This window comes from Rhodanobacter aciditrophus (assembly GCF_050026795.1).
Taxonomy (GTDB): Bacteria; Pseudomonadota; Gammaproteobacteria; order Xanthomonadales; family Rhodanobacteraceae; genus Rhodanobacter_A.
In genome coordinates this window covers 113,710-138,894 of sequence record NZ_JALBWP010000010.1, presented here as the reverse complement: position 1 = coordinate 138,894, position 25,185 = coordinate 113,710, and the positions used below count along the sequence as shown (strand labels likewise).

Here is a 25,185-nt window from a genome sequence, read left to right as displayed (position 1 = left end):
CGTGCACCCGGCGACACCGGGCGGCGAAAGGCGGCCCGCTATAATAGAAGGCTCGCCCCTTCCGGTGCAGCCCATGAGCTCCATTCCCGCGCTCGTCGTCGACAACCTGCGCAAGACCTACGGCAACGGCGTGGAGGCCCTCAAGGGCGTCTCGCTGACCGTGCAGCCCGGCGACTTCTTCGCCCTGCTCGGCCCCAACGGTGCCGGCAAATCCACCCTGATCGGCATCCTCTCCTCGCTGGTGAACGCCAGCGGCGGCGACGCGCGAGTGTTCGGCGTGTCGGTGAACCGGCAACGCAACGAGGCGATGAAGCTGATCGGCCTGGTGCCGCAGGAACTCAACTTCAACCAGTTCGAGAAGCCGTTCGACATCTGCGTGAACGAGGCGGGCTTCTACGGCATCCCGCGGAAGATCGCCGCCGAGCGCGCGGAGAAGTACCTGAAGGAACTGCGCCTGTGGGACAAGGCGCAGGACCAGGCACGCATGCTCTCCGGCGGCATGAAGCGCCGCCTGATGATCGCCCGCGCGATGATGAACGAGCCGAAGCTGCTGATCCTCGACGAGCCCACCGCCGGCGTGGACATCGAGATCCGCCGCTCGATGTGGCAGTTCATCAGCGGCATCAACGCGGCCGGCACCACGGTGATCCTCACCACGCACTACCTGGAGGAAGCCGAGCAGCTTTGCCGCAACATCGCGATCATCGACCACGGCACCATCGTGGAGAACACCACGATGAAGCAGCTGCTGGCCAAGCTCGACGTGGAAACCTTCGTGCTCGACGTGACGCACGCGCCGGACGGCCTGCCCGCGCTGTCCGGCGTGACGCTGCGCCGCGTGGACGAGCACACCCTGGAGGCGGAGATGGCACGCACGCACGACCTCAACTCCCTGTTCGCTGCGCTCAGCGCGCACGGCGTCACGGTGACCTCGATGCGCAACAAGACCAACCGGCTGGAGGAGCTGTTCGTGCGACTGGTGGAACACGGCCGGCAGGGGCAGGGCCGCAACGGCCAGGAGCTGGCCGCATGAGCAACGCCGCCGCCAACCTGGTCGCCCTCCACACCATCGTGCGCCGCGAGATCGTGCGCATCCTGCGCATCTGGACGCAGACGCTGATCCCGCCCGCGATCACCATGACGCTGTACTTCGTGATCTTCGGCAAGCTGATCGGCAGCCGCATCGGCACGATCCAGGGCGGCTACACCTACATGCAGTACATCGTGCCGGGCCTGGTGATGATGAGCATCATCACGAACAGCTACGGCAACATTTCCAGCTCCTTCTTCGGCGCCAAGTTCAGCCGCGCGGTGGAGGAGATGCTGGTGTCGCCGATGCCGGACTGGGTGATCCTCACCGGCTACGTGACCGGCGCGGTGGTGCGCGGCCTCGCGGTGGGCGTTCTGGTGCTGTGCATCGCGCTGTTCTTCACCTCGCTGCACGTCCAGCACCCGCTGATTACCTTCGCCTCGGTGCTGCTGGGCTCGGTGATCTTCTCGCTGGCCGGCTTCGTCAACGCGGTGTACGCGAAGAAGTTCGACGACATCGCCCTGGTGCCCACCTTCATTCTCACCCCGCTCACCTACCTCGGCGGCGTGTTCTACTCGATCCAGATGCTGGGCGAGCCGTGGCAGGCGATCTCGCGGATCAACCCGATCCTGTACATGGTCAACGCCTTCCGCTACGGCGTGCTCGGCATCAGCGACGTGCACGTGGGCTGGGCCTTCGTGGTGATGCTGGCCTTCGTGGTTGCGCTCGCCGCGTTCGGCCTGCAGCTGCTGAAGCGCGGCGTGGGCCTGCGTTCGTAGGATGCGCGTCAACAAGTACATCAGCGAAGCCGGCCTGTGCTCGCGCCGCGAGGCGGACGAGTGGCTCGCCGCCGGCCGCGTCACCATCAACGGCGAAGTGGTCGGCACCGGGGCCAAGGCACTGGATGGCGACGAGGTGCGCGTGGACGGCGAGGTCGTCAAGGCGCGTGTCCTCGCCGCCACCCCGGCGGCGAAGAAAGCGGTCTACATCGCGTTGAACAAGCCGGTAGGCATCACCTGCACCACCGACCAGAGCGTGGCGGGCAACATCGTGGACTTCGTCGACCACCCGCAGCGCATCTTCCCGATCGGCCGGCTGGACAAGGATTCCGAAGGCCTGATCCTGCTCACCAGCAACGGCGACATCGTCAACGAGATCCTGCGCGCGGAGAACCGCCACGAGAAGGAATACCTGGTGGCGGTGAACAAGCCGGTCACCGAGGAATTCCTCGCCGGCATGGCCCGCGGCGTGCGCGTGCACGGCCAGATGACCCGGCCCTGCCGCACGCGCAGGATCGCGAAATTCGGCTTCGCGATCGTGCTCACCCAGGGCCTGAACCGGCAGATCCGCCTGATGGCGGCCGCATTCGGCTATCGCGTCACCCAGCTGCGCCGCGTGCGCATCGTCAACGTGAAGCTCGGCCACCTGAAACCGGGCCAGTGGCGCAACCTCACCGACGCGGAGCTGAAGGGCCTGCTGCCCGACCGCACGCAGTGGTGACCCCTTGGGAGCCAGCCAGCAGGTGATGCTTTTCTCTGAATTTACCCAAGAGCATCGACCGCCGGCGGGCTCTTAGGTGAGAAGTGCGGCCGGGGATGGCCGCCCGTTTGATTCTTGCGATCACGGATGATCGCAAAAATCAGGCCGCCGGCAGGTCTTCCAGGTTCCAGCGCGGGTGTACCTCGACCGCCTCCCCCTGATGCTGGCCGCTGGCGAGACGGATCGCGCCGGCCAGCGCGATCATCGCGCCGTTGTCGGTGCAGAACGCAAGGCGCGGGAAATAGGTGCGGAAGCCGTCCTTTTCGCCCGCCGCGGCCAGTTCCGCGCGCAGGCGGCGGTTGGCGCCCACGCCGCCGGCGATCACCAACCGGTGGGTACCGGTGGCCTGCAGCGCGCGGCGGCACTTGATCAGCAAGGTGTCGACGATCGCCTCCTCGAAGGCGCGGGCAATGTCGGCGCGGGTCTGCCCGCTCTGGTCGGAGTGCTGCCAGGCCAGCAGCACCTGGGTCTTCAGCCCGGAGAAGCTGAAATCCAGCCCGGGCCGGTCGGTCATCGGCCGCGAGAAGCGGAACGCGCCGGGCGTGCCCTGCTCGGCCAGCTTCGCCAGCGCCGGACCGCCGGGGTACGGCAGGCCCATCAGCTTGGCGGTCTTGTCGAACGCCTCGCCGGCGGCGTCGTCCAGGGTGTCGCCCAGGATGCGGTACTCGCCGATCGCCTTCACCTCGACCAGCATCGAGTGCCCGCCGGAGACCAGGAGGGCCACGAACGGCGGCTTGGGCGGGTCGTCCTCCAGCAGCGGCGCCAGCAGGTGGCCTTCCATATGATGGACACCCACGGCCGGTACGCCCAGTGCCCAGGCCAGCGCCTGTCCCGCCGCCGCGCCCACCAGCAGGGCGCCAACCAGGCCGGGACCGGCGGTATAGGCCACCCCGCCGAGATCGGCGGGGGTCAATCCGGCCTGCTTCAGCGCCTCGCGCGCCAACGGCAGCAGCTTGCGCACGTGATCGCGGCTGGCCAGCTCGGGCACCACGCCGCCGTAGTCGGCGTGCAGCTTGACCTGGCTGTACAGGGCGTGGGCCAGCAGGCCCCGACCCGGCGCCTCCGGCTCCCAGCGCAGGATCGCCACGCCAGTCTCGTCGCATGACGATTCGATGCCCAGCACCGGCTTGCCCGTCACGGACAGGCGGGCGTCGGCCATGGGTTGCGGCTTTGAAAATCTGTCGTCGGACACGGTATACTTCGCGGCTCGCCGTATTCAACAGTCCCGGAAGCGGGACAGATTAACACCCGGAGTATCCATGCCCAACGTCAAAGTCCGCGAGAACGAGCCGTTCGAGATCGCGCTGCGTCGTTTCAAGCGTACCTGCGAGAAGGCCGGTATCCTGGCCGAGACCCGCAAGCGCGAGTTCTACGAAAAGCCGACCCAGGAACGCAAGCGCAAGCGCGCCGCCGCGGTGAAGCGCCACCTGCGCCGCCTGTCGCGCGACGTCTCGCGCAAGACCCGCCTGTACTGAGTTCCTGTCGCCTGCGGCAGCGCGCGTCTTCACGTCGCGCATGCAGGCCACGCGGCTGGCGCGACCCTTCGCAGCCGCCGCAAGCACTCGGACACGACCAGCCGGTGTTGCCCTTGGCAACGCCGGCTTTGTCGTTTTCGTAAAATCCCCTCTCCGCCACCCGGAATGCCCGCCATGACGCTCAAGCAGCAGCTCACCGACGACATGAAGGCCGCCATGCGCAGCGGCGACAAGCATCGCCTCGGCGTCATCCGGCTGGTGCTGGCAGCGATCAAGCAGCGCGAAGTGGACGAGCGCATCGAGCTCGACGACGCCCAGACCCTGGCGGTGCTGGAAAAGATGCTCAAGCAGCGCCGCGACTCGGTGAGCCAGTACGCCGCCGCCGGCCGCGAGGACCTGGCCGACGTCGAGCGCGCCGAGATGACCGTGATCGAGGCCTACCTGCCCGCCCAGCTGGGCGACGCCGAACTGGACGCCCTGATCGCCGCGGCCATCGCCGCCACCGGCGCCCAGTCACCCCGCGACATGGGCAAGGTGATGGCCGCGGTGAAGGAAAAGGCCGCCGGCCGCGCCGACATGGCCCAGGTGTCCGCGCGCATCAAGGCGAAGCTGGCAGGCTGAGGCCGGGGCTAGCGCCAACGCATCGACCAGGCGGACAGCAGCACCAGCAGCAGGCCGATCGCGACGCCCGCGACCAGCATCAGTCGGCGCCGGCACAGGCGCCGCCAATTGGGCCGGTCCAGGAACCAGCGCCCCGCGGCCGGGCTGCGCAAGACGGCCAGGCTGGCCAGCTGCCGCCAGGCGAAGTCCACGGATAGCCCGAGTTCCTGCATGCCGCAGGCGCTGTCCGCCGCGACCGCGCCGGCCTGCTCGCACGCACGCACGATCGCGCGCTGCCGGTGCATCCGTATCGCCGTCAACAACATCGCCGCCTCCCCGACCAGGTCGCGGCAGCTTGCCGACGTACCAGGCGTGCCGCAAGCCTCAGCTGCCGTCGCCCGCCAACCGCTCCATCCGCCGGTGATCCGGCACTGCACCCTGCGGATTGGCCAGCACCGAGTGTCGCTCGCCCGTCACCGCGAAACCCAGCCGCTCGTACAGCGCCTGTGCACGTGGATTGCTCGCGGCCACGTCCAGCGTCACGCGTCGTCGCCCCTGCTGCAGGCCGCGCCGGATCAGCTCCTCGACCAGGGCGCGGCCGATGCCGCGCCCGCGCAAGGCCGGCGACACGCCAAGGTGGGCGAGGTAATGCATGCGGCGCGGCGGCGGCGGGATCACCCGCTCCACACGCAGCCCGCGCGCGATCACGCCTGGCGCGCGGTGCAGGCCATAGTGCGCGAGGATCTGCCGCGCGGCAGCCAGCGTGAACGCCAGCGCCGCCTCGCCGCCGTAACCCGCGCCCACCGCCACCACCACGCCTTCCAGTTCGCCGACGATGTGGTTGCGCCAGCCGAACTCGCCTGCGCCGTCGACGAAGGCGTGCTGCAGGAAGGCCTGCGCCGTGCTTCGGCCCGGCACCGCGAACACGTAGTCGAACGCCGCGGGGCCGGAGCTGTAGATCAGCGGCACCGCGCCCCCCGCATCCCGTGCGGTGGCCGCGCGAAAGCGCACTGCCGAACCGTCCTCCATCGCCGCTCCCCCGTTGGAACCCCGTGCATGCTAACCAGCGGCGCGGGCAGTGCCGACCGCCGACCCGCGGATTGGCCGCACCGCCACCCGTGCCTGGCCGGTTACGCCCCCACCGGAGGTCCAGCCTCTAAACTAGGGCACTTATGCGCGGCCTCATCCCCGACAGCTTCATCGACGAACTGCTCGCCCGCGTCGACATCGTCGACGTGATCGAGCGGCGCGTGCCTTTGAAGAAGGCCGGCCGCGAGTGGACGGCGTGCTGCCCGTTCCACGACGAGCGCACGCCGTCGTTCTACGTCAGCCCGGCCAAGCAGTTCTTCCACTGCTTCGGCTGCGGCGCGCACGGCAGCGCGATCAAGTTCCTGATGGACTACGAGCGGCTGGAGTTTCCCGACGCGGTGGAGGAACTGGCGCAGTCGGTGGGCCTCACCGTGCCGCGCGAAGGCGGCCGCGACGAGCGCCCGCGCGAGGACAAGACCGATCTCTACACCCTGCTCGACGCCTGCGCGGGCTGGTACCAGCAGCAGTTGCCGAAGAGCGCCGAAGCGCAGGCGTACTGCAAAAAGCGCGGACTGGACGCCGACACCATCGCACGCTTCCGCCTCGGCTGGGCGCCGGCCGGGTACGACGGCGTCACCAGGGCGTTGGGCAACAGCCCGCGGCGGATGGAGCTGCTCGCCGAGGCCGGCATGGTTTCCACCGGCGAACGCGGCAGCAAATACGACCGCTTCCGCGAGCGGCTGATGTTCCCTATCCTCGACCGCCGCGGCCGCGTGATCGCCTTCGGCGGAAGGATCATCCAGAAGTCCGGCGACGGGTCGCCGGTGGCTGATTCCGGCGCGCAGGACGCGCGCAAGAGCGATGGCCCCAAGTACCTCAACTCGCCGGAAACCCCACTGTTCCACAAGGGCCGCGAGCTGTTCGCGCTGTGGCAGGTGAAGCAGGCCAACGCGAACCTGCAGCGCATCGTGGTGGTGGAGGGCTACATGGACGTGATCGCGCTGCACCAGGCCGGCCTGCCGATCGCGGTGGCCACGCTGGGCACCGCCACCACGCCCGAGCACACCGAGTTGCTGTTCCGCGCCGCGCCCGACGTGGTGTTCTGCTTCGACGGCGACCGCGCCGGCCGCGCCGCCGCGTGGAAGGCGCTGGACGCCGCGCTGCCGCGCCTGCGCGACGGCCGGCAGGCGTATTTCCTGTTCCTCCCCGAGGGCGAGGACCCGGACACGGTGGTACGCAAGGAAGGCAAGGCCGGTTTCGAGCAGCGCCTGAAGCACGCCACGCCGCTGTCCGACTACTTCTTCGACGAACTGGCGCGCGACGTGGACACCGCCAGCCTCGACGGCCGTGCCCGCCTCGCCGAGCGCGCCCGCCCGCTGATCGCGCGACTGCCCGACGGCGCCTTCCGCGACCTGATGGCGCAGGAGCTGGAGAAGCGCAGCGGCGCCAGCGCGCGCCTGCAGGCCGACCCTGCCGCGCGCCGCGCGGTGCAGCGGCCGGTAGCGGCGCAGCGTTCGCTGGTGCGCAGCGCGATCGCCCTGCTGCTGGCCCAGCCCGGCATGGCCGACCAGGTGGAGAAGCCCTATCGCTTCCTGCGCCTGGACAAGCCCGGCGTGGGCCTGCTCGCCGAATTGCTCGACATCGCGCGCAGCCGTCCCGGCATCAATCCGGCGATGCTGGTGGAGCACTTCGCCGAGCGCACGGAATATCCCGCGCTGCAGAAGCTGATGGCTGCCGCCGTGGTGGGCGAACCGGAAGCACAGCGCATCGAATTCATGGAAGCATTGCAGCGCATGGACGAGCAGGCCGTAGCGCTGCGCCGCGAGGCGCTGCACGCGAAGATGCGCAGCGGCCCGCTGGACGACGGCGAGAAGGCCGAGCTGCGCGAGCTGCTGGCCGCGCGTGTGCGGCCTGTCGCCACGCCGGACTGAGCGCGCATGCCGGTCGGACGCCGCATTGCGGAAAGCTTGTCGCAGATGCGTGTGGGATCATGCGGTGTCGCACGCCGCATGCCCCGCAGGGACGCCGATGGATCTGCTTGAACGACTGGTCACGATCTTCGCCGAGAACGGCTACGTCGCGGTGTGGATCGCATTGATGATCTGCGGCCTCGGCCTGCCGCTGCCGGAGGACGTCACCCTGGTCGCCGGCGGCGTGATCGCGGGTCTGGGCTACGCCAACGTGCACGCGATGTTCGCGCTGTGCATGGCCGGCGTGCTGCTGGGCGACGCCACCGTGTTCATGCTCGGCCGCCACTACGGTGCGCGCATGCTGAAGTGGCGCTGGGTGGCGCGCTTGCTGCCGCCCGAGCGCTACGAAGTGGTGCGGCACAAGTTCGCGCGCTACGGCAACCGCGTGCTGTTCGTCGCCCGCTTCCTGCCCGGCATGCGCACCACGGTCTACGCCACTGCCGGCGCCACGCGACAGGTGTCGCTGCTGCGCTTCCTGCTGATCGACACCATGGCCGCGCTGATCAGCGTGCCGGTATGGGTGTATCTCGGCTACCTCGGCGCCGACAACCATGTGTGGCTGATGAAGTGGATGCAGCGCGGGCAGAACAGCATGTGGTTCCTCGTGGGCCTGGTGCTGCTGTGCCTGGTCTGGCTGTGGTGGCGCCATCGCCGCCAGCGCATTGGTCAGGACGATTGACCGCTCCCCACGGCCGGTGACTTCCCGCACTGGTGCAACCTGCGTCGGGCCGATGGACTGTCGACTCCCCACCCAGGAGTACCGACCGTGTCCGGAAAGACCTTGCTTGCCCTCGCTGCGCTCGTCGCCCTGCTGCCGGCCGTGCCGGCCTTCGCCACGGGCGGAGCGCCACGCTTCGTTGCCGTGCCATTCCACGATTGCGCGGGCCTGATCTGCTTCAAGGCCAGCGTCGACGGCAGACCGGCGCGCACGCTGGTGCTGGATACCGGCGACATCGATTCGACCATGCTGGCCGACGCCGCCAAGGCGATGGACTGGCGGCCGAGACCCGTGCTGCGCGACGGCAGACCCATTCCCGATTTCCAGGATGGCGGCCGACACGTGCTCGCGCTGGGCAAGGCGAAGCTCCCCGTCCACTTCGCCGTGGCCGACCCGGCGAGCTTCGGTCCTGCCCGCCTGCCCGCCGACGGCACGCTGGCCTACACCGCTTTCAAGGATCGCGTGCTGCAGATCGACTACCCGCATCACCTGCTGCGGATCTCCGCGCCGCTGACTTCCGGCACTCCGGCCGAACGCGCACCGGGCACGCTGCAGCTGGTCACCTTCGGCCATCGCGGCCCGCCCATCGTGGTCGGCGCGCCCTTCGTCGTCGACGGTCATCCGGTGCATGCGCAGATCGACACCATGTACACCGGCACGATGGTGGTCTACGACGCGGCGCTCGCCCGGCTCGGCCTGCGCAGGCAGGGCACGCCCAAGCTGTTCGAATTCACCGACGGCGGCGTCGAGATGCTGGCCTCGACGGCCCGCAGCCTGGGCTTCGCCGGCCGTCGCCTGCTGGGAGCAAACCCCACGGTCTACTTCGCCGGCTCCGGCAGGAACCCGGTGCACCAGCCGGATGGCCTGTTCGAGGCCACCGTGGGCAATCCGCTCTTCGCGCACAGCGTGGTGACGATGGACTTCCACGCGATGACGCTGGACGTGCGTCCCGCGGACTGAGCACCGGGCTCCGTTCGATCTCGAGGTGGCTTGACGGCCACACGATTTCGCCGCAGTGGCCTGGCGATCGCGAACCGGCCCGTGGCCTTCAGCGATCGCCAGGCGACCAATTCAATCCGAGGGTCAGCCAGCGACCGGCGTTGTCGCGGCCGGCCAGCATGTCCACGCTGAGCGCCCCTGGCAAGCGCACGCGCACGCCGCCCTGCACGGCACGGTAAGCCGCGCCTTCCGAATAGACCTCGGCCAGCCACGACCAGCGCTGCCCTGCCAGATACTCCAGGCCCGCACCCGCCAGCGGACGCCCGTCGTCATGCCGCAAGCGACGGGCGCCCAGGTCGGCCTGGAGCGTCAGGCGCCGCCCAAGCGGCAGGCTGGCGGCGAGATAGGCGCTGGCCGCGTCGAAACCGTGCTGCCAGTCGCCGTTCAACGCCACCGCCAGGCCCGGCGTGCGGTCACCCATGTCGACCAGGGTGTGCTTGAGCCCGGCATACAGGGTCGCCCCCTGCGCCGCGTCGGATGAACGGCCGGCGCCCAGGCTGTACTCCAGGCCCGACCACGCGCAGGCGGGCATGGCCGTGGCTTCGAGTGTGCCCGGCCGCGCGCGCAGCCACGATTCGAGCTGGCAGTGGCCGCCGGCGGTGGTGCCGGCATCGTCCACCAGCAGGCTGGCACCGGCATGCGAGACGCACGGTGCCAGCCCCAGCGTCGCCAGCACGGCGACGAGCGGCCGGTTCTTGCGCATGGCACCCTTCCGGCTAGAGCCAGCGCCCGTGGCGGCGCATGTAGACCAGCTTCACCAGCTGGGTCAGCACGCAATAGGCCAGCACGGTGGCCGCCAGCCACGCATAGTACGCTGGCGGCATTTCCACCATGCCGAGCTTGCGGCCCAGCACGGTGTACGGGATAAGCACGCCGATCGCGATGATCGCCGTGGTCAGCCCCAGCACCGGCGCGGCGGCGCTGCTCTGCAGGAACGGGATGCGGCGCGTGCGGATCATGTGCACTACCAGGGTCTGCGTGAGCAGGCTCTCGACGAACCAGCCGGACTGGAACAGCGACTGGTGCGCCGGCGTGTTCGCGCCGAACACGAACCACAGCAGCGCGAAGGTGGTGATGTCGAACACCGAGCTGGACGGCCCCACCAGCAGCATGAAGCGGCCGATGTCGCTGGCGTCCCACTTGCGGGGGATGCGCAGGTACTCCTCGTCCATGCGGTCGAACGGGATCGACAGCTGCGAGATGTCGTAGAGCAGGTTCAGCACCAGGATCTGCAGCGGCAGCAGCGGCACGAACGGCAGGAAGATGCTCGCGATCAGCATGCTCAGCACGTTGCCGAAGTTCGAGCTGGCGGTCATCTTGATGTACTTGATGATGTTGCCGAAGGTGATGCGCCCCTCCAGCACGCCCTCCTCCAGCACCATCAGGTTCTTTTCCAGCAGGATGATGTCGGCCGACTCCTTCGCGATGTCGGTGGCCGTGTCCACCGAGATCCCCACGTCGGCGTCGTGCAGCGCCGGCGCGTCGTTGATGCCGTCGCCGAGAAACCCCACCGTGTGGCCCTGGCGCTGCAGCGACTTCACCACGCGCGCCTTCTGCAGCGGCGACATCTTGGCGAACACCGTGGTGCGCTTGACCAGCGGGTCCAGCGCATCCTCGTCCAGCGGCTCGATCTCGCGGCCCTGCACCGAATGCGTGACGTCCAGCCCCACCTCGTGGCAGATCTTGCGCGTCACCGCCTCGTTGTCGCCGGTGATCACCTTCACCTCGACGCCGTGCGCGTGCAGCGCGGCGATCGCGGTGGCGGCCGAGTCCTTAGGCGGATCGAGGAAGGCGAGGCAGCCCACTGCGGTGAGCCCGCTCTCGTCGGCCACGCTCCAGGCGCGCTCCGCGGCCGGCTCGCGGCGCACCGCCACCACCAGCACGCGCAGGCCGTCCTCGTTGAGCCGGTGCGTCATCGCCTTGATCTCGCGGCGGCGCTCGTCGGTCATCGGTTCCACCGCGCCGCCCACCTGCGCGCGGCTGCAGATCGACAGCATCTCCTCCACCGCGCCCTTGCAGATCAGCAGGTGCTCGTCGCCGCCGTTCGCCACCACGACCGACATGCGCCGGCGCTGGAAATCGAACGGGATCTCGTCCACCACGCGGTAGCGCGCCGCGGTCGGCTCCAGGTCGCGGTGCTCCAGCACCGCCTTGTCCATCAGGTTCTTGAGGCCGGTCTGGAAGCGGCTGTTGAGATAGCCGTATTCCAGCGCCTCGTCGGACTCCTCGCCGTCGAGGTCGAGGTGGCGCTCCAGCACGATCCTGTCCAAGGTCAGCGTGCCGGTCTTGTCCGTGCACAGCACGTCCATCGCGCCGAAGTTCTGGATCGCGTTGAGCCGCTTCACCACCACCTTGCGCTTCGACATCGCGATCGCGCCCTTGGCGAGGTTGGCGGTAACGATCAGCGGCAGCATCTCCGGGGTCAGGCCCACCGCTACCGACAGCGCGAACAGGAACGCCTCCCAGAAGCCCTGCTTGTACCACTGGATGCCCAGCACCACCGGCACCATCACCGCCATGAAGCGGATCAGCAGCCAGCTCACCGAATTCACGCCACGGTCGAAGCTGGTCTGCACGCGCTGGCCGGCCATGCTGTGCGCCAGCGAGCCCAGGTAGCTGCGCGCCCCGGTGGCCACCACCACCGCGCTGGCGGTGCCGGAAATCACGTTCGTGCCCATGTAGCAGACCGTGGGCAGGTCCAGCGGGTTGCCCGCCGTGCCCGGGGCCTGTGCATGCGCGGGAGCGGCCTTCTCCACCGGCAGCGATTCGCCGGTGAGGATCGCCTGGCTGATGAAGAGATCCTTCGCCGCGAGCAGGCGCAGGTCGGCGGGCACCATGTCGCCCGCGCCCAGGTGCACGATGTCGCCGGCCACCAGCTCGCCCACCGGCACCTCGATCTGCTCGCTGTGGCCGTCGGAAGCCTGCCGCGTCACCGTGGCGGTGTTGCGCACCATCGCCTTCAGCTTCTCGGCGGCACGCGAGGAGCGGTACTCCTGGGTGAAGCTCAGCACCACGCTGATGCCCACCATCGCCGCGATGATGAACGGCCCGGTCAGGTCGCTGTCGTCGGCGAACAGCTGCACGCCGGCCAGCACCAGCAGCACCACGATGAACGGGTTCTTGAACGTGCGCAGCAGCTGCCGCGACCAGTGCGGCGGCTTCTCGTGCGAGACCTCGTTGGCGCCGTCGCGATGCAGGCGCTCGCTGATGCGCTCCTCGTCGAGGCCGTGGACGGAAGTCTCGAGCGCGGCCAGCAACGCATCGTTGTCGCGAAACGCTTCCTGCGCCGCGATCACCTGCGCCGGAGCGGGCGTCGCCGCCTTGGCGGTCGGGCGGGAGAAGGACTTGCTCATGGGTCGCTACCGGTTGGAGCCTGTTTATGATCCGCGCCGCGGCAGCGTGCCGGCGCGATGCCGACTACCTGAGCGGAACGTCCGCGGTGGAGCTGGCGGCGGCCACGCGGGCCGCCGGACACAAAGCACGCCACCGCCGCACTGGCGGAGGCCAGCACCTGCGGGGCGCACACGCTTGCATCAGTGACTGGATGCCAGCTGCAGGTGACGCGGCGACGACAACGGCGCGACGACACGTGTCTCGGCGTGGCGCTGCGGCTCGACGGGCGGGGTGGCCAGCGGCGCCGGCACGGTCACCACGTAGACGCGCCGCCCGGCATCGCGGCGTACGGCGAACAGGCTGCGGCGGGGAGTCCGCAGGCGGAGAAAATCGCGAAGGAGCTTCATGGGCCCATCTCCTCGGTTACGGCGCGCGGCGCCGTCGGAGATGAGCCGGCGTTTCCTAGTCGAGGAAAGGACCGGCCGACCGCTGGCGGCTGCCGCAGGCGTTCAGCTTGTTATGCATTGCCGGCACCCGATGCGAGCGGATGTCGACGTTGCGACTAGGGTAAACGTCCATATGCCTTGGTTAGTCAGGACAGGATATCGGCGACGATGACGCATCGCGCGACCCGCGTATTTTGCGGTGCGACAGCGGTCGAGTCAACGCATGAAACGGCAATCGGCGCCGAAAAGCGACTCAGCCGAGCCGATGGAACGCCAGCCCCTGCCGCAGCAGCGGCGTGGCCAGCCAGTGGTCGGCGAGCAGGAAGGCGAACAGCGCCATCAGGTAGATCACCGAATACTTGAACACCCGCATCGCGAAGAAGTCGTCCGGCGGGTTCAGCAGGCGGATCGCGTAGTACAGGAAGCCCGCGCCCAGCACCGCCGCGCCGCCGAGATAGAGCCAGCCGCTGTAGCCGGTGATCGCCGGCAACAGGGTCACCAGCACCAGCAGCACGGTATAGAACAGCACCTGCCAGCGCGTGTAGGCCACGCCGTGGGTGACCGGCAGCATGGGCACGCCGGCGCGCGCGTAGTCGTCGCGGCGGAAGATCGCCAGCGCCCAGAAGTGCGGCGGCGTCCACACGAAGATGATCAGGCACATCTGCAGCGCGAACGGATGCAGCGCACCGGTCACCGCGGTCCACCCCAGCACCGGCGGGATCGCCCCGGCGAGGCCGCCGATCACGATGTTCTGCGGCGTGGCGCGCTTGAGGTAGGCGGTATACACCAGCGCGTAGCCGATCAGTCCCGCGAAGGTGAGCCACGCGGTGAGCCCGTTCACCAGGAGTGCCAGCACCAGCATCGAGACGATGCCCATCGCGATCGCGAACACCAGCACCTGGCGAGGCCGCAGGTGCCCGGTGGCCAGCGGGCGGCGCGCGGTGCGCACCATCAGCTTGTCGATGCGCTCGTCGATCAGGTGGTTGAACGCCGCCGCCGAGCCCGAGGCCAGCCAGATGCCCAGCGTGCCGAATACCAGCGCGCGCCACGGCGGAATGCCGGGCACGGCGAGGAACATGCCGATCACGGCGCAGAACACCAAAAGCGCCACCACGCGCGGCTTGGTCAGCTGCAGGTACTCGCCCAGCATGCTCATCGCACGGCTCCTGCCGCGTCATGCCGGCGCTGGGTGCGCGCCAGCGTCGCCACCAGGGCGAACAGCAGCAGCGCCGCCATGCCGTTGTGCGCGGTCGCCACCGGCAGCGGCAGGCCGAAGTGCACGTTGCTGATGCCCAGCAGCACCTGGCAGACCAGTGCCGCCGCCACCGCGATGCCGCACCAGCGCAGGCCGCGCCGCACGAGGCGGTGCGACAGCCAGCCGAGATAGCAGAACACCACCAGCGCGCCGAGGCGGTGCACCATCTGGATCGCGGTGCGCGCACTCTGGTCGAGGATGCCGCCCTCAAAATCCACGCCGATGCCGCGCCACAGGATGAAGCCCTGGTGGTAGTCGCCCGGCGGCCACCACTGGCCCAGACACTTCGGGAACGCCGCATCGCCGAAGCCGCAGGCCAGCGCCGCGTAGTTCGACGAGGTCCAGCCGCCCAGCGCGATCTGGCAGGCCAGCAGCACGATGCCGAGGATCACCAGCCGGCGCAGTCCCGCCAGCGCGTCGTCAGGCGCGTCCACGCCGGCGAAGCGCACCGCCGCATAGCCCAGCAACGCGAACGTGGCCATGCCGCCGAGGAGGTGCCCGGTCACCACGATGGGCTTCAGCAGCAGGGTCACCGTCCACATGCCCAGCATCGCCTGGAAGACGATCACGCCCAGCGCCACCAGGCACACCCGCCAAGCTGCCGGCCGCCGCAGCGCCAGCGCCGCGGCCAGCGGCAACGCGATAGCGCACACCGCCAGCAGCGACGACCAGTGGCGTTCGCCGCGCATGTACATCGCCACACCCACCGCGGCGAGCACCGCGCTGCCGGCCAGCGCCAGCAGAACCCGGCGCCGCCGCCACGCCGCCAGCAGCGCCAGTGCCAGCACCAGCACGCCCAGCGTGCCGGCCAGCATGCGGTGCACCTGCTCGCGCCAAGCCTTGTGCGCCTCGTAAGGCCGGTCGGGGAACGCGGCGTCGGCCCTGGCCACCGCCTGCGCGTGCTGCGGCCAGGTCGTTTCGCCGTAGCAGGTGGGCCAGTCGGGACAGGACAGGCCCGCGTTGGAGAGGCGCACGAAGGCGCCGAACATCACCAGCCCGAACGCGAACACGGCCGCCAGCAGCGACAGCCAACGCAGGATTTTCTCGACGCGGAACGACATTACTTGATGACCTTGCGCAGATCCCGGAACAGGCCCGACGGATCGAATCCGGCAGGATACCGCGCCAGCGCCGTGCCATCGGACTCCACCAGCAGCGCGCTCACGCTGTCGGGCTCCTCGGGCCGCCACTGCGCCAGCTTGCCATCCACGTCGCGGCCGACCTGCCAGTAGTTCGCCATGCCGTCCTGCCGCGCATCCGCGGGCGGCGTGCCCACGTACAGCAGCCGCAGCCGCGACTGGTTGCGGTTGAGCATCACGCGCGCCTTGGCCAGCGCCGTGAGCGCGGCATAGCAGCGCGCGGCGCAGTCCGGCCCGGGCAATGCCACCAGGGTCAGCCGCGGCTCGCTGTCGCGCCATGCCCAGTCCTTGCCGTCGGCCAGGCGCACCGGCAGCCGCTCCTGCGCGAAGTTGCGCTGCGGCAGGATCGGCAGGCCGTTGCCCTGCGCACCCGGCTGCCAGCCGGCCAGCGTGAGCGCCAGCGCCAGCACGAACGGCGCGGCGAAGATCGAGGCAACCAGCAGCAGCTTCAGGCGGCCCTTGCGGAGCGCGGCGGGATCGGTGGCATTCATCGGAAGTCCGTCGGTCGGGGTTGGCGCGAACCGCGTTTGCGGTTCAGCACGAGCAGGATCACCACCACGGCGATCGCGAAGGAGAACCACTGGAACGCGTAGGCGCGGTGGCGCGCCGGCGGCATGTCGCCGAAGTCCAGCGTGTGCACGCGCACGTAGATCGAGGCCGGGTCGGCGTCCAGGCTCAGCACGCGCGGATACAGCTTCGCGCCGAGGTCGGCGGCGACCTGGCCGATGTCGAGATAGATCGTCTTCTTCGGCCAGCGCGCCTGCCGTGCGAGCGCGTCGCCTCCCATCTCGAAGCCGTGCCCGGGCGGCGGCACGTAGAGCCCATGCAGGCTCTGCTCGCCGTCCGGCAACGCTGGCAATTGCGGCGTCTGGTCGGTGCCGTTGCCGGGCAGGAAGCCCAGGTCCGCCAGCAGCAGGCGGTCGCCGCCCGCCACGCGCAACGGCACGTAGACCTCCACGCCGCCACGATCGTCGTGCCTGGGGTTGTCCAGCAGATAGACGCGGTCGGCCAGGTAGCGACCCTGCACCTGCACGCGCGGATAGGCGTCCGGCGGCGGTTGTGTGGCCACCGCCGCGAAGTCCCGCGGGGCCGCGACGGCCGCCGCGGCATAGCGTCGCAGCAGTTCGTCCTTAAAGGCAGCGCGATGCAGCTGCCAGAAGCCCAGGCGCACGAAAAGCACGGCCGCGGCGGCGGTGAGCAGGATCGCCCACCAGGGCGGGCGGCGGAACCCGCCTAGCATGGCGCGGCGCCCGCGGTGGCTATACTGCCAGCACCGTACTCGACCGGATCAATCACGTGGGCCCCATCTACAAATACGCGGTGGTGGTGTTGCTGCTGGTGGTGGTGTTCAGCCTCGCCCAGGCGCTGTACTACATGATGACCGACAAGGACGACGACAAGCGCATGGCGTGGGCGCTGACCCGCCGCATCGCGCTGTCGCTGCTGCTGATCGGCATGGTCGTGTTCGGCATCTGGATGGGCTGGCTGCAGCCGCACGACGTCGGCCAGTGATTGTAGCCGCCCCGGCACTCCTTGTTTCCCCGGCAATACGAAGAAAGCCCGCCAATTGGCGGGCTTCTCGTATCCGGGAACTCGACTCGAAGCGGCGCTTCCTTGAAGAGTCCGGCCAAGGATGGCCGGTTTTTGACCTTTGCTCTCCGCGACAGGATGTCGCGTGAAGTCAAAGCAGTCGGGCCAAGGATGGCCGGTTCTTGATCTTCGCATTCCGCGACAGGACGTCCCGTGAAGTCAAAGTATGTAAACGAACAGGAACAGGCACAGCCAGACCACGTCGACGAAGTGCCAGTACCACGCCACCGCCTCGAAGCCGAAGTGGTGCTCCTTGCTGAAGTGCCCCTTCAGCACGCGCAGCCAGATCACCGCCAGCATGATCGTGCCCAGGGTCACGTGCAGGCCGTGGAAGCCGGTAAGCATGAAGAAGGTGGAACCGTAGACGCCGCTGTGCAGCGTGAGGTTCAGCTCCTTGTACGCCTCCATGTACTCGTGTGCCTGAAAGAACAGGAAGCTCGCACCCAGCAGCACGGTGAGGCCGAGGAACAGCAGGATGCGGCCGCGGTGGCCGCCGCGCAGTGCATGGTGCGCGATGGTCACGGTGACGCTGGAGGTGAGCAGGATCAGCGTGTTCAGCAGCGGCAGCCCCCATGGCACCACCGTGCTGAAGGCGCCGCCGATGTGCATCGGGCCGTTGCCGCCGGCCGCGCCCCAGGCGCCGCTGTAGCTGCCGTAGAGGAACTGGTGGGTGAGCACGCCGTGGCCCTCGCCGCCCAGCCACGGCACCGAGAAGTTGCGGATGTAGAACAGCGCGCCGAAGAACGCGCCGAAGAACATCACCTCGGAGAAGATGAACCACATCATGCCCATGCGGAACGAGGTGTCCACCTGGGGGTTGTACAGGCCGGCCAGCGATTCCTTGATCACCGAATGGAACCAGCCGAAGAACATGCCGATGACGCCGATCGCGCCGATCGTTATCACTGTCCTGCCGAAGCCGGACTCGCCTGGCTCGGCGTTCAGCCAGTGCGCCGCGCCGAACACGGTGAGGAACATGACCACCGCTGCCACGATCGGCCACTGGCTCTTGCTCGGTACGTAGTAGATATCGTGCTGCTGACCCATGGTTTGACCCCGTGGTTTGCTCTGGTGATCCGGCCCCGTCATGCCGTGGCCGGATGTCGCTGCCGGACGGCCCTGCCGCCGCCATCGGTGGAACCCGTGTGGTGCCGCGCCTACTTCATCAGCAGGATCTGCGCGAACGACAGCAGGTAGAACGCGCCGACCACGATCGCCAGCGCCGTCACCGTGCGGCGCACGCCGCGGCGGCGCCCCTGCTCGAACCGCTGGTCCACGGTGCCGGACGTCATGTGGCCGGATGTCATACGGCTTGTTGTCATGCGCTGCTGTCCCCGCTGGCGCCGTCGCGGCCGGGCGGCCGCAGCGGCGGGATGATGGTCAGTCGTTCACGTGGCCGTGCGCCAGCTCCTCGTCGTGCACCACCGGCGGCACCGTAAAGCTGTGGTGCGGCGGCGGCGAGGACAGCGTCCACTCCAGCCCGCGCGCGCCTTCCCACACGCGGTCGGTGGCCTTCTTCTTCGAGAAGAACGCGCAATGCACGATCACGCCCAGGAAGATCAGCTGCGAGGCGCCGAACAGGAAGCCGCCGATCGAACTGATCATGTTGAAGTCCGCGAACGCCACGTTGTAGTCCGGGATGCGGCGCGGCATGCCGGCCAGGCCGAGGAAGTGCTGCGGGAAGAACAGCACGTTCACGAACACCACGGAGCACCAGAAGTGCACCTTGCCCCAGAACTCGTTGTACATGTGGCCGGTCCACTTCGGCAGCCAGTAGTACGTCGCCGCCATGATCGCGAACGCCGCGCCGGTCACCAGCACGTAGTGGAAGTGCGCGACGACGAAGTAGGTATCGTGGTACTGGAAGTCGGCCGGTACCAGCGCCAGCATCAGGCCGGAGAAGCCGCCGATGGTGAACAGGATCACGAACGCGATCGCGAACAGCATCGGCGTCTCGAACGTCATCGAGCCGCCCCACATCGTGGCCACCCAGTTGAACACCTTCACGCCGGTCGGCACCGCGATCAGCATCGTCGCGTACATGAAGAAGATGTCCGCGCCCAGCGGCAGGCCCACCGCGAACATGTGGTGCGCCCACACGATGAACGACAGGAACGCGATGCTGGCGATCGCGTAGACCATCGCGCGGTAGCCGAAGATCGGCTTGCGCGCGAACGTCGGGATCACCTCCGAGATGATCCCGAACGCCGGCAGGATCATGATGTACACCTCGGGGTGACCGAAGAACCAGAACACGTGCTGGTACAGCACCGGGTCGCCGCCGCCGTGCGGGTTGAAGAAGCTGGTGCCGAAGTACTTGTCGGTCAGCAGCATGGTCACCGCGCCGGCCAGCACCGGCATCACCGCGATCAGCAGGAACGCGGTGATCAGCCAGCTCCACACGAACACCGGCATCTTCAGCAGGTCCATGCCCGGCGCGCGCATGTTGAGGATGGTGGCGATGATGTTGATCGCGCCCATGATCGAGCTGATGCCCATCAGGTGGATCGCGAACACCACGTAGGCCAGCGAACCGCTCTGCAGCGACAGCGGCGGGTACATCGTCCAGCCGCCAGCCGGGCCGCCGCCGGGCAGGAACAGCGTCGACAGCATCAGCGCAAACGCGAACGGCAGGATCCAGAACGAGAGGTTGTTCATGCGCGGCAGCGCCATGTCCGGCGCGCCGATCATCAGCGGGATCATCCAGTTGCCGAGGCCGACGAAGGCCGGCATGATCGCGCCGAAGATCATCACCAGCGCATGCATGGTGGTCATCTCGTTGAAGAAGTACGGCTGCACCAGCTGCAGGCCGGGCTTGAACAGCTCCGCGCGGATCACCATCGCGAAGCTGCCGCCGATGAAGAACATCGTCAGCGAGAAGATCAGGTACAGCGTGCCGATGTCCTTGTGGTTCGTGGACATCACCCAGCGCTGGAAGAAGCCCTGCGGCGCGTGGTGGTCATCGTGGTGATCGTGGGTGGCTTCGTGGGCCATGGCCTTGCACCTCTGCCTCAAGTCTGTCGATGGCGCAGCCGCGGGCGGCTGCTCTCCGGAATTTCGCGGCCAGGACGGCCGCAACGCGTCATGACTGCGGATGCACCCGGCGTCAGCCCTGCCCGCCGCGGGCAGGCGGTGCGGCCTGCGCCGTGGCCGGTGCGGCGGCGCTGGACGCGGCAGCCGGCGGCGGCGCAGACCCCTGCTCCTGCGCGGCCAGCCACTTGGCGAAGTCCGCCTGCGAGACCGCCTTCACCACGATCGGCATGAAGCCGTGGTCCTGGCCGCACAGCTCGGCGCACTGGCCGCGGTAGGTGCCGGGAGCCTCGATATTGGTCCACGCGGTGTTGACGATGCCGGGGATCGCGTCCATCTTCCAGCCGAACTGCGGCACCCACCACGAGTGGATCACGTCGCCGCTGGTGATCACGAAGCGGATCTTGGTGTGGACCGGCAGCACCAGCGGCTTGTCAACGTTCAGCAGGTAGGTGTTCTCGTCGCCGGTCTTCACCGCATACGGGTCCATGCCCGAATCCAGCTGGCGGGTCTTGTCGGAGAGCGCGTCGAGCTTGGACATGTAGCCGACCTTGCTGACCGGCTTGCCGAGGTAGTCGACGTAGTCGTAGCGCCACTTCCACTGGTAGCCGGTCACCTTCACCGTCATCTGCGCGCCGGTGGTGTTCGCGAACGAGACCAGGCCGCCGGTGGCCAGGTACGCCAGCACCACCAGGATGATCACCGGGATCGTGGTCCAGATGATCTCGACCATGGTGTTGTGCGACCACTTCTCCGCCACCGCGCCACGCGACTTGCGGAAGCGGAACATGGCGATGAACATCGCGCCGAACACCAGCACGCCGATCACCACGCACACGCCGAGCGCGACGCTGTTGAGGAAATACGGCTCGCCGGACCAGGTGGTCACGCCGTGTGTCAGGTTGAGCTGCCAGGGGCGGGGGTCGGCCTGCGCAAGACCGGCGCACAGCGCCAGCACGAGGGCCGTCGACGCCGCGATGGCGCGCCTGATGCCGGTCATCCTGCCGCGGCTGGATCGGCCGCGACGGATGCGATTTCCGTTCGGCCCGGTCCCGTCAGTCCTGATGCTGCCAGATGTCATGCTCTCGCCCTTTGTTGAACCTATCCGCGCCGCTGGTCGTTGACCTCTTCCAGCAGCACCTTGAGTTTCCGCAACAGCTCGACACGTTCCCGTTCGGCAAGGAACCGGCCGATTTCCAGCTCGCACCCGTGCGATGACAGCAACAGGCGGCGACATCCGCTTTCCCCCTCATCCAGCCGCACGCGTACCCAGTAGGGCTGGAATCGCACGCGGTGCCGGCCCGGCAACGATCGCACCTCCAGCGACGTGTCGTCGAGGGTGATGCGCTCGCTGCGGTCGCCGGCCCGCCAGGCCACGCACAAGGCGATAGCCACGGCAGACGACTCGACCAGGGCGAACAGCGGAGCGAACACATTCCCCTGCCACGCGCCCAGGACGGCGGTCGTCAGCGCCAGCGCCGCCAGAAGCATGATGAGCCGACGCAGCCCGCGGCGGCTGAGCGTGCGATTCGGCCGTAGCCATATCGTCACGCGCGGCAAGCCGGCGGCGGCTGGTCGTAGCACGATCATGGAGATCCGGCGTGCCAAGAGCGCTTCGATGATAGGTCGCAAGTGCGCAAGGGGCAAGAATGCCGCAGGGGCTTGAGCCAGATCAGTTTCGCCGACACGGTGTGCCGGCACGCGCCATACCTCCGCGTACCCTGCATCGCGGCAGAGGGTTGCGGCGGCGCGCTGGTCCGCGGCGTACAATCGCGCGTTCCCTTCCGCCGCCCCCACCACATCGACCCGCCGTGACCCTGCCCATCCTCAGCCCCGAACTTCCCGCCGGCGCCGAGCCTGCCCGCGCGCGCATCACCGCCGCCTGGCTGCGCGACGAGACCGAAGCGGTCAACGACCTGCTCGCCCAGGCCACCCTGCCGCCGGCCGAACGCGAACAGGTGATCGACGTCGCCGCCGGCCTGGTGACCCGCGTGCGCGCCCGCGCCAAGGACCAGAGCGCGGTGGAATCCTTCATGCGCCAGTATGACCTCTCCTCCGAGGAAGGCGTGCTCTTGATGTGCGTGGCCGAGGCGCTGCTGCGCATCCCGGACAAGGCCACCGCCGACAAGCTGATCCGCGACAAGCTGGGCGACGCCAACTGGAAGAAGCACCTTGGCCAGAGCGAGTCGCTGTTCGTCAACGCCAGCACCTGGGGCCTGATGCTCACCGGCCACCTGGTGAACCTGGCCGAGGAGACCCGCCGCGACTTCACCGGCGCGCTGAAGCGCCTGGCGGGCCGCGCCGGCGAGCCGGCGATCCGCCTCGCGGTGCGCCAGGCCATGCGCATCATGGGCCATCAGTTCGTGATGGGACAGACCATCGACGAGGCGCTGGACCGCTGCGCGAAGAAGGAATACGCGGTGTACCGCTACTCCTACGACATGCTTGGCGAGTCCGCGCTCACCAGCGAGACCGCCGAGCGCTACCAGGAGGATTACCGCCGCGCGATCGCCCGCATTGGCGCGCGCGGCCCATTCGCCAACCACACCGACGCGCCGTCGATCTCGGTGAAGCTGTCCGCGCTGCACCCGCGCTACGAAGTGGCCAAGCGCGAAGACGCGCGCCGCATGCTCACCGCCAAGCTGCTGGAGCTGTCGCAGCTGGCGATGAAGCAGGGCATCGCGCTCTCGGTCGACGCCGAGGAGGCCGACCGCCTCGAACTCTCGCTGGACATCATCGGCGACGTCTTCGCCCACCCCTCGCTGGCCGGCTGGAACGGCCTCGGCATCGTGGTGCAGGCCTACTCCAAGCGCACCCCGTTCGTGATCGACTGGCTGATCGAGACCGCACGTGCGGCAAATCGTCGCTGGTACGTGCGCCTGGTGAAGGGCGCCTACTGGGACGCCGAGATCAAGCGCGCCCAGGAACAGGGCCTGCCGGGCTACCCGCTGTACACGCGCAAGCCGAACACCGACGTCTCCTACCTCGCCTGCGCGCGCAAGCTGTTCGACGCCGGCAGCGAGCTGATCTACCCGCAGTTCGCCACCCACAACGCGCACACCATCGCCGCCGTGCACCACGTGGCGCGGGGCCGCCCGTTCGAGTTCCAGCGCCTGCACGGCATGGGCACCGACCTCTACGCCGAGGTGATCGGCCCGCAGAACCTCAACGTGCCCTGCCGCGTGTACGCGCCGGTGGGCACGCACGAGGACCTGCTGCCCTACCTGGTGCGTCGCCTGCTCGAGAACGGCGCCAACACCAGCTTCGTCAACCGCGTGGTGGACGAGACCCTGCCGGTGCGCGAGCTGGTCGCCGATCCCTGCGAAACGGTGCGCCGCTTCGCCTCCATTCCCCACCCGCGCATCCCCCTGCCGGTCAACCTCTTTGGCGAACTGCGGAAGAATTCCATGGGCATCAACTTCTCCAACGACAACGAACTGAAGGCCACCGCCGAAGCCGTCAACGCCAAGTCCGGCCCTTGGAACGCCGCGCCGCTGGTGCCGGGCGGCCAGGGCAACGGCCCCGCCGTGCAGGTGACCAACCCGGCCGACCGCCGCCAGGTCGTGGGCAGCTACGTCAGCGCCGACGCCGCGCTGGTGGACAAGGCCCTGGCCAATGCCGTGGCCGCCCAGCCGGACTGGGATCGCCTGCCGGCCGCCAGCCGCGCCGCCATCCTCGAGCATGCGGCCGAGCAGCTCGAGGCGCGCCGCGCCGAATTCATCGCGCTGTGCGTGCGCGAAGCCGGCAAGAGCCTGCCCGATGCGATCGCCGAGATCCGCGAGGCCGCCGATTTCCTGCGCTATTACGCCACCATGGCGCGCCGCCTGTTCGGCCAGCCCGAGCAGTTGCCCGGCCCCACCGGCGAGAGCAACCAGCTGTTCCTCAACGGCCGCGGCGTGTTCGTCTGCATCAGCCCGTGGAACTTCCCGCTGGCGATCTTCCTGGGCCAGGTCAGCGCCGCGCTCGCCGCCGGCAACAGCGTGATCGCCAAGCCCGCCGAGCAGACCAGCTTGATCGGCCATGCTGCCGTGAAGCTGCTGCACGAGGCCGGCGTGCCCGAGACCGTGCTGCAGTACCTGCCGGGCGACGGCGCCGTGGTCGGCGCCGCGCTGACCCGCGACCCGCGCGTGGCCGGCGTGGCCTTCACCGGCTCCACCGAAACCGCCTGGGCGATCAACCGCGCGCTGGCCGCACGAAACGCGCCGATCGCCGCGCTGGTGGCCGAGACCGGCGGCCAGAACGCAATGATCGCCGACTCCTCCGCCCTGCCCGAGCAGATCGTCAAGGACGTGATCGCCTCGGCGTTCCAGTCCGCCGGCCAGCGCTGCTCCGCTGCGCGCGTGCTGTTCGTGCAGGAGGACATCGCCGACAAGGTGATCGGCATGCTCGCCGGCGCGATGGCCGAGCTGAAGGTGGGCGACCCCGGCCAGCTCTCGACCGATGTGGGTCCGGTGATCGACGAGGACGCGAAGAAGATCCTGGTCGACCATGCCGCGCGCATGGACAAGGAGGCGAAGAAGATCGCCGAAGTGGCGCTCGACCCGGCCACGACCGCACACGGTACCTTCTTCGCGCCACGCGCCTACGAGATCCCGGCACTGTCCACGCTCACCCGCGAGGTGTTCGGGCCGGTGCTGCACGTGCTGCGCTGGAAGGGCAGCGAGCTGAAGCAGGTGGTCGAGCAGATCAACGCCACCGGCTACGGCCTCACCCTCGGGGTGCACAGCCGCATCGACGACACCGTGGAATACATCCGCAGCCACGCCCGCGTCGGCAACTGCTACGTCAACCGCAACCAGATCGGCGCGGTGGTCGGCGTGCAGCCGTTCGGCGGCGAAAGCCTCTCCGGCACCGGTCCCAAGGCCGGCGGCCCGCACTACCTGCTGCGCTTCGCCGGCGAGCGCACGCTCACCATCAACACCACCGCCGCCGGCGGCAATGCCTCGCTGCTGACCATCGGCGAGTGACGCAAGGCCCGGCGGACTTCCCTGCATCGCTGCAGGGAGTCCGCCGGCCCGCACGACACGCACGT

The 25,185-nt window shown here is 68.7% G+C and carries 25 protein-coding genes; 10 read left to right on the top strand and 15 right to left on the bottom strand.

The window, feature by feature from the left end:
* Window positions 1–73 precede the first annotated feature (73 nt).
* The 3 genes from ACQGNW_RS05580 to ACQGNW_RS05570 are packed head-to-tail and all read left to right on the top strand — an operon-like array spanning window position 74 to window position 2,530.
* Window positions 74–1,033, top strand: coding sequence for an ABC transporter ATP-binding protein (locus ACQGNW_RS05580; RefSeq protein ID WP_426662139.1), 960 nt, complete (start codon window positions 74–76; stop codon window positions 1,031–1,033).
* On the top strand, window positions 1,030–1,809 hold the full coding sequence (locus ACQGNW_RS05575) for an ABC transporter permease (protein ID WP_426662138.1): 780 nt from the start codon (window positions 1,030–1,032) through the stop codon (window positions 1,807–1,809). The genes ACQGNW_RS05580 and ACQGNW_RS05575 overlap by 4 nt, the downstream gene beginning before the upstream one ends.
* A 1-nt stretch (window position 1,810) precedes the next feature.
* Window positions 1,811–2,530, top strand: coding sequence for a pseudouridine synthase (locus tag ACQGNW_RS05570; protein ID WP_426662137.1), 720 nt, complete (start codon window positions 1,811–1,813; stop codon window positions 2,528–2,530).
* 139 nt (window positions 2,531–2,669) lie between these two features.
* On the opposite strand, the gene tsaD is transcribed toward ACQGNW_RS05570, so the two are convergent.
* A complete protein-coding gene (gene tsaD, locus ACQGNW_RS05565; protein ID WP_426662136.1) occupies window positions 2,670–3,728 on the bottom strand; it encodes a tRNA (adenosine(37)-N6)-threonylcarbamoyltransferase complex transferase subunit TsaD in 1,059 nt (352 codons plus the stop codon).
* 100 nt (window positions 3,729–3,828) lie between these two features.
* Between tsaD and rpsU the strand changes: the two genes are divergently transcribed.
* Window positions 3,829–4,044: a 30S ribosomal protein S21 gene (gene rpsU / locus ACQGNW_RS05560; RefSeq protein WP_181303329.1), complete on the top strand. Its 216-nt coding sequence runs from the start codon at window positions 3,829–3,831 to the stop codon at window positions 4,042–4,044.
* Between the two features lie 174 nt (window positions 4,045–4,218).
* Window positions 4,219–4,665 carry a GatB/YqeY domain-containing protein gene (locus tag ACQGNW_RS05555; protein WP_426662135.1) on the top strand — a complete coding sequence of 149 codons (447 nt, stop codon included), beginning with the start codon at window positions 4,219–4,221 and terminating at the stop codon, window positions 4,663–4,665.
* An 8-nt stretch (window positions 4,666–4,673) separates the two neighbouring features.
* Here the strand turns inward: ACQGNW_RS05555 and ACQGNW_RS05550 are convergent, their stop codons facing one another.
* Entirely contained in the window at window positions 4,674–4,949 is a 276-nt protein-coding gene (locus ACQGNW_RS05550) for a hypothetical protein (protein WP_426662134.1), read from the bottom strand.
* 79 nt (window positions 4,950–5,028) lie between these two features.
* Window positions 5,029–5,673 carry a GNAT family N-acetyltransferase gene (locus ACQGNW_RS05545; RefSeq protein WP_426662133.1) on the bottom strand — a complete coding sequence of 215 codons (645 nt, stop codon included), beginning with the start codon at window positions 5,671–5,673 and terminating at the stop codon, window positions 5,029–5,031.
* A 143-nt stretch (window positions 5,674–5,816) separates the two neighbouring features.
* Between ACQGNW_RS05545 and dnaG the strand changes: the two genes are divergently transcribed.
* The 3 genes from dnaG (at window position 5,817) to ACQGNW_RS05530 (ending at window position 9,321) form a co-directional block, all read left to right on the top strand.
* A complete protein-coding gene (gene dnaG / locus ACQGNW_RS05540; RefSeq protein ID WP_426662132.1) occupies window positions 5,817–7,604 on the top strand; it encodes a DNA primase in 1,788 nt (595 codons plus the stop codon).
* A 97-nt stretch (window positions 7,605–7,701) separates the two neighbouring features.
* On the top strand, window positions 7,702–8,322 hold the full coding sequence (locus tag ACQGNW_RS05535; protein WP_426662131.1) for a DedA family protein: 621 nt from the start codon (window positions 7,702–7,704) through the stop codon (window positions 8,320–8,322).
* Window positions 8,323–8,409: 87 nt separating this feature from the next.
* Window positions 8,410–9,321 (top strand): hypothetical protein, encoded by a 912-nt coding sequence (locus tag ACQGNW_RS05530; protein ID WP_426662130.1) that lies wholly within the window; start codon window positions 8,410–8,412, stop codon window positions 9,319–9,321.
* Between the two features lie 88 nt (window positions 9,322–9,409).
* Here the strand turns inward: ACQGNW_RS05530 and ACQGNW_RS05525 are convergent, their stop codons facing one another.
* From ACQGNW_RS05525 to ACQGNW_RS05495, 7 genes are all read right to left on the bottom strand, one after another.
* Entirely contained in the window at window positions 9,410–10,063 is a 654-nt protein-coding gene (locus tag ACQGNW_RS05525; protein ID WP_426662129.1) for a hypothetical protein, read from the bottom strand.
* 13 nt (window positions 10,064–10,076) lie between these two features.
* Window positions 10,077–12,713 carry a magnesium-translocating P-type ATPase gene (gene mgtA / locus ACQGNW_RS05520; RefSeq protein ID WP_426662128.1) on the bottom strand — a complete coding sequence of 879 codons (2,637 nt, stop codon included), beginning with the start codon at window positions 12,711–12,713 and terminating at the stop codon, window positions 10,077–10,079.
* 180 nt (window positions 12,714–12,893) lie between these two features.
* Window positions 12,894–13,100: a hypothetical protein gene (locus ACQGNW_RS05515; RefSeq protein WP_426662127.1), complete on the bottom strand. Its 207-nt coding sequence runs from the start codon at window positions 13,098–13,100 to the stop codon at window positions 12,894–12,896.
* Between the two features lie 292 nt (window positions 13,101–13,392).
* Entirely contained in the window at window positions 13,393–14,295 is a 903-nt protein-coding gene (cyoE, locus tag ACQGNW_RS05510; protein WP_426662126.1) for a heme o synthase, read from the bottom strand.
* The gene (locus tag ACQGNW_RS05505) at window positions 14,292–15,455 is read right to left on the bottom strand and encodes a COX15/CtaA family protein (protein ID WP_426662125.1); all 1,164 of its coding nucleotides are present in this window, start codon (window positions 15,453–15,455) and stop codon (window positions 14,292–14,294) included. The genes cyoE and ACQGNW_RS05505 overlap by 4 nt, the downstream gene beginning before the upstream one ends.
* Window positions 15,455–16,024 (bottom strand): hypothetical protein, encoded by a 570-nt coding sequence (locus tag ACQGNW_RS05500; RefSeq protein ID WP_426662124.1) that lies wholly within the window; start codon window positions 16,022–16,024, stop codon window positions 15,455–15,457. Before ACQGNW_RS05500 ends, ACQGNW_RS05505 begins: the two co-directional genes overlap by 1 nt.
* On the bottom strand, window positions 16,021–16,773 hold the full coding sequence (locus tag ACQGNW_RS05495) for an SURF1 family protein (RefSeq protein ID WP_426662123.1): 753 nt from the start codon (window positions 16,771–16,773) through the stop codon (window positions 16,021–16,023). Before ACQGNW_RS05495 ends, ACQGNW_RS05500 begins: the two co-directional genes overlap by 4 nt.
* A gap of 56 nt (window positions 16,774–16,829) precedes the next feature.
* On the opposite strand from ACQGNW_RS05495, the gene ACQGNW_RS05490 reads away from it, so the two are divergent.
* The gene (locus ACQGNW_RS05490) at window positions 16,830–17,045 is read left to right on the top strand and encodes a twin transmembrane helix small protein (protein WP_426662122.1); all 216 of its coding nucleotides are present in this window, start codon (window positions 16,830–16,832) and stop codon (window positions 17,043–17,045) included.
* A 237-nt stretch (window positions 17,046–17,282) separates the two neighbouring features.
* On the opposite strand, the gene ACQGNW_RS05485 is transcribed toward ACQGNW_RS05490, so the two are convergent.
* The 5 genes from ACQGNW_RS05485 to ACQGNW_RS05465 all read right to left on the bottom strand — a co-directional run bounded on the left by ACQGNW_RS05485 (window position 17,283) and on the right by ACQGNW_RS05465 (window position 21,743).
* Complete coding sequence (locus ACQGNW_RS05485) at window positions 17,283–18,170, bottom strand: cytochrome c oxidase subunit 3 (protein WP_426662121.1); 888 nt, start codon at window positions 18,168–18,170, stop codon at window positions 17,283–17,285.
* Window positions 18,171–18,280: 110 nt separating this feature from the next.
* Window positions 18,281–18,445, bottom strand: coding sequence for a hypothetical protein (locus ACQGNW_RS05480; RefSeq protein ID WP_426662120.1), 165 nt, complete (start codon window positions 18,443–18,445; stop codon window positions 18,281–18,283).
* Window positions 18,446–18,503: 58 nt separating this feature from the next.
* Window positions 18,504–20,117: a cytochrome c oxidase subunit I gene (gene ctaD, locus ACQGNW_RS05475; RefSeq protein WP_426662119.1), complete on the bottom strand. Its 1,614-nt coding sequence runs from the start codon at window positions 20,115–20,117 to the stop codon at window positions 18,504–18,506.
* A gap of 112 nt (window positions 20,118–20,229) precedes the next feature.
* A complete protein-coding gene (gene coxB / locus ACQGNW_RS05470; RefSeq protein WP_426662118.1) occupies window positions 20,230–21,153 on the bottom strand; it encodes a cytochrome c oxidase subunit II in 924 nt (307 codons plus the stop codon).
* Window positions 21,154–21,254: 101 nt separating this feature from the next.
* The gene (locus ACQGNW_RS05465; protein WP_426662117.1) at window positions 21,255–21,743 is read right to left on the bottom strand and encodes a DUF2244 domain-containing protein; all 489 of its coding nucleotides are present in this window, start codon (window positions 21,741–21,743) and stop codon (window positions 21,255–21,257) included.
* Between the two features lie 221 nt (window positions 21,744–21,964).
* Between ACQGNW_RS05465 and putA the strand changes: the two genes are divergently transcribed.
* On the top strand, window positions 21,965–25,120 hold the full coding sequence (gene putA, locus ACQGNW_RS05460; RefSeq protein ID WP_426662116.1) for a bifunctional proline dehydrogenase/L-glutamate gamma-semialdehyde dehydrogenase PutA: 3,156 nt from the start codon (window positions 21,965–21,967) through the stop codon (window positions 25,118–25,120).
* The last annotated feature ends 65 nt before the right edge of the window (window positions 25,121–25,185 follow it).

Coding starts and splice junctions, on each gene's coding strand:
- ACQGNW_RS05515 (WP_426662127.1), bottom strand. CDS start 13,100: ATGAAGCTCCTTCGCGATTTTCTCCGCCTGCGGACTCCCCGCCGCAGC.
- ACQGNW_RS05505 (WP_426662125.1), bottom strand. CDS start 15,455: ATGTCGTTCCGCGTCGAGAAAATCCTGCGTTGGCTGTCGCTGCTGGCG.
- ACQGNW_RS05545 (WP_426662133.1), bottom strand. CDS start 5,673: ATGGAGGACGGTTCGGCAGTGCGCTTTCGCGCGGCCACCGCACGGGAT.
- ACQGNW_RS05570 (WP_426662137.1), top strand. CDS start 1,811: ATGCGCGTCAACAAGTACATCAGCGAAGCCGGCCTGTGCTCGCGCCGC.
- mgtA (WP_426662128.1), bottom strand. CDS start 12,713: ATGAGCAAGTCCTTCTCCCGCCCGACCGCCAAGGCGGCGACGCCCGCT.
- ACQGNW_RS05550 (WP_426662134.1), bottom strand. CDS start 4,949: ATGCACCGGCAGCGCGCGATCGTGCGTGCGTGCGAGCAGGCCGGCGCG.
- ACQGNW_RS05575 (WP_426662138.1), top strand. CDS start 1,030: ATGAGCAACGCCGCCGCCAACCTGGTCGCCCTCCACACCATCGTGCGC.
- dnaG (WP_426662132.1), top strand. CDS start 5,817: ATGCGCGGCCTCATCCCCGACAGCTTCATCGACGAACTGCTCGCCCGC.
- ACQGNW_RS05465 (WP_426662117.1), bottom strand. CDS start 21,743: ATGATCGTGCTACGACCAGCCGCCGCCGGCTTGCCGCGCGTGACGATA.
- ACQGNW_RS05580 (WP_426662139.1), top strand. CDS start 74: ATGAGCTCCATTCCCGCGCTCGTCGTCGACAACCTGCGCAAGACCTAC.
- ctaD (WP_426662119.1), bottom strand. CDS start 20,117: ATGGCCCACGAAGCCACCCACGATCACCACGATGACCACCACGCGCCG.
- ACQGNW_RS05535 (WP_426662131.1), top strand. CDS start 7,702: ATGGATCTGCTTGAACGACTGGTCACGATCTTCGCCGAGAACGGCTAC.
- ACQGNW_RS05525 (WP_426662129.1), bottom strand. CDS start 10,063: ATGCGCAAGAACCGGCCGCTCGTCGCCGTGCTGGCGACGCTGGGGCTG.
- coxB (WP_426662118.1), bottom strand. CDS start 21,153: ATGACCGGCATCAGGCGCGCCATCGCGGCGTCGACGGCCCTCGTGCTG.
- cyoE (WP_426662126.1), bottom strand. CDS start 14,295: ATGAGCATGCTGGGCGAGTACCTGCAGCTGACCAAGCCGCGCGTGGTG.
- ACQGNW_RS05480 (WP_426662120.1), bottom strand. CDS start 18,445: ATGACAACAAGCCGTATGACATCCGGCCACATGACGTCCGGCACCGTG.
- ACQGNW_RS05555 (WP_426662135.1), top strand. CDS start 4,219: ATGACGCTCAAGCAGCAGCTCACCGACGACATGAAGGCCGCCATGCGC.
- ACQGNW_RS05485 (WP_426662121.1), bottom strand. CDS start 18,170: ATGGGTCAGCAGCACGATATCTACTACGTACCGAGCAAGAGCCAGTGG.
- rpsU (WP_181303329.1), top strand. CDS start 3,829: ATGCCCAACGTCAAAGTCCGCGAGAACGAGCCGTTCGAGATCGCGCTG.
- ACQGNW_RS05500 (WP_426662124.1), bottom strand. CDS start 16,024: ATGAATGCCACCGATCCCGCCGCGCTCCGCAAGGGCCGCCTGAAGCTG.
- tsaD (WP_426662136.1), bottom strand. CDS start 3,728: ATGGCCGACGCCCGCCTGTCCGTGACGGGCAAGCCGGTGCTGGGCATC.
- ACQGNW_RS05495 (WP_426662123.1), bottom strand. CDS start 16,773: ATGCTAGGCGGGTTCCGCCGCCCGCCCTGGTGGGCGATCCTGCTCACC.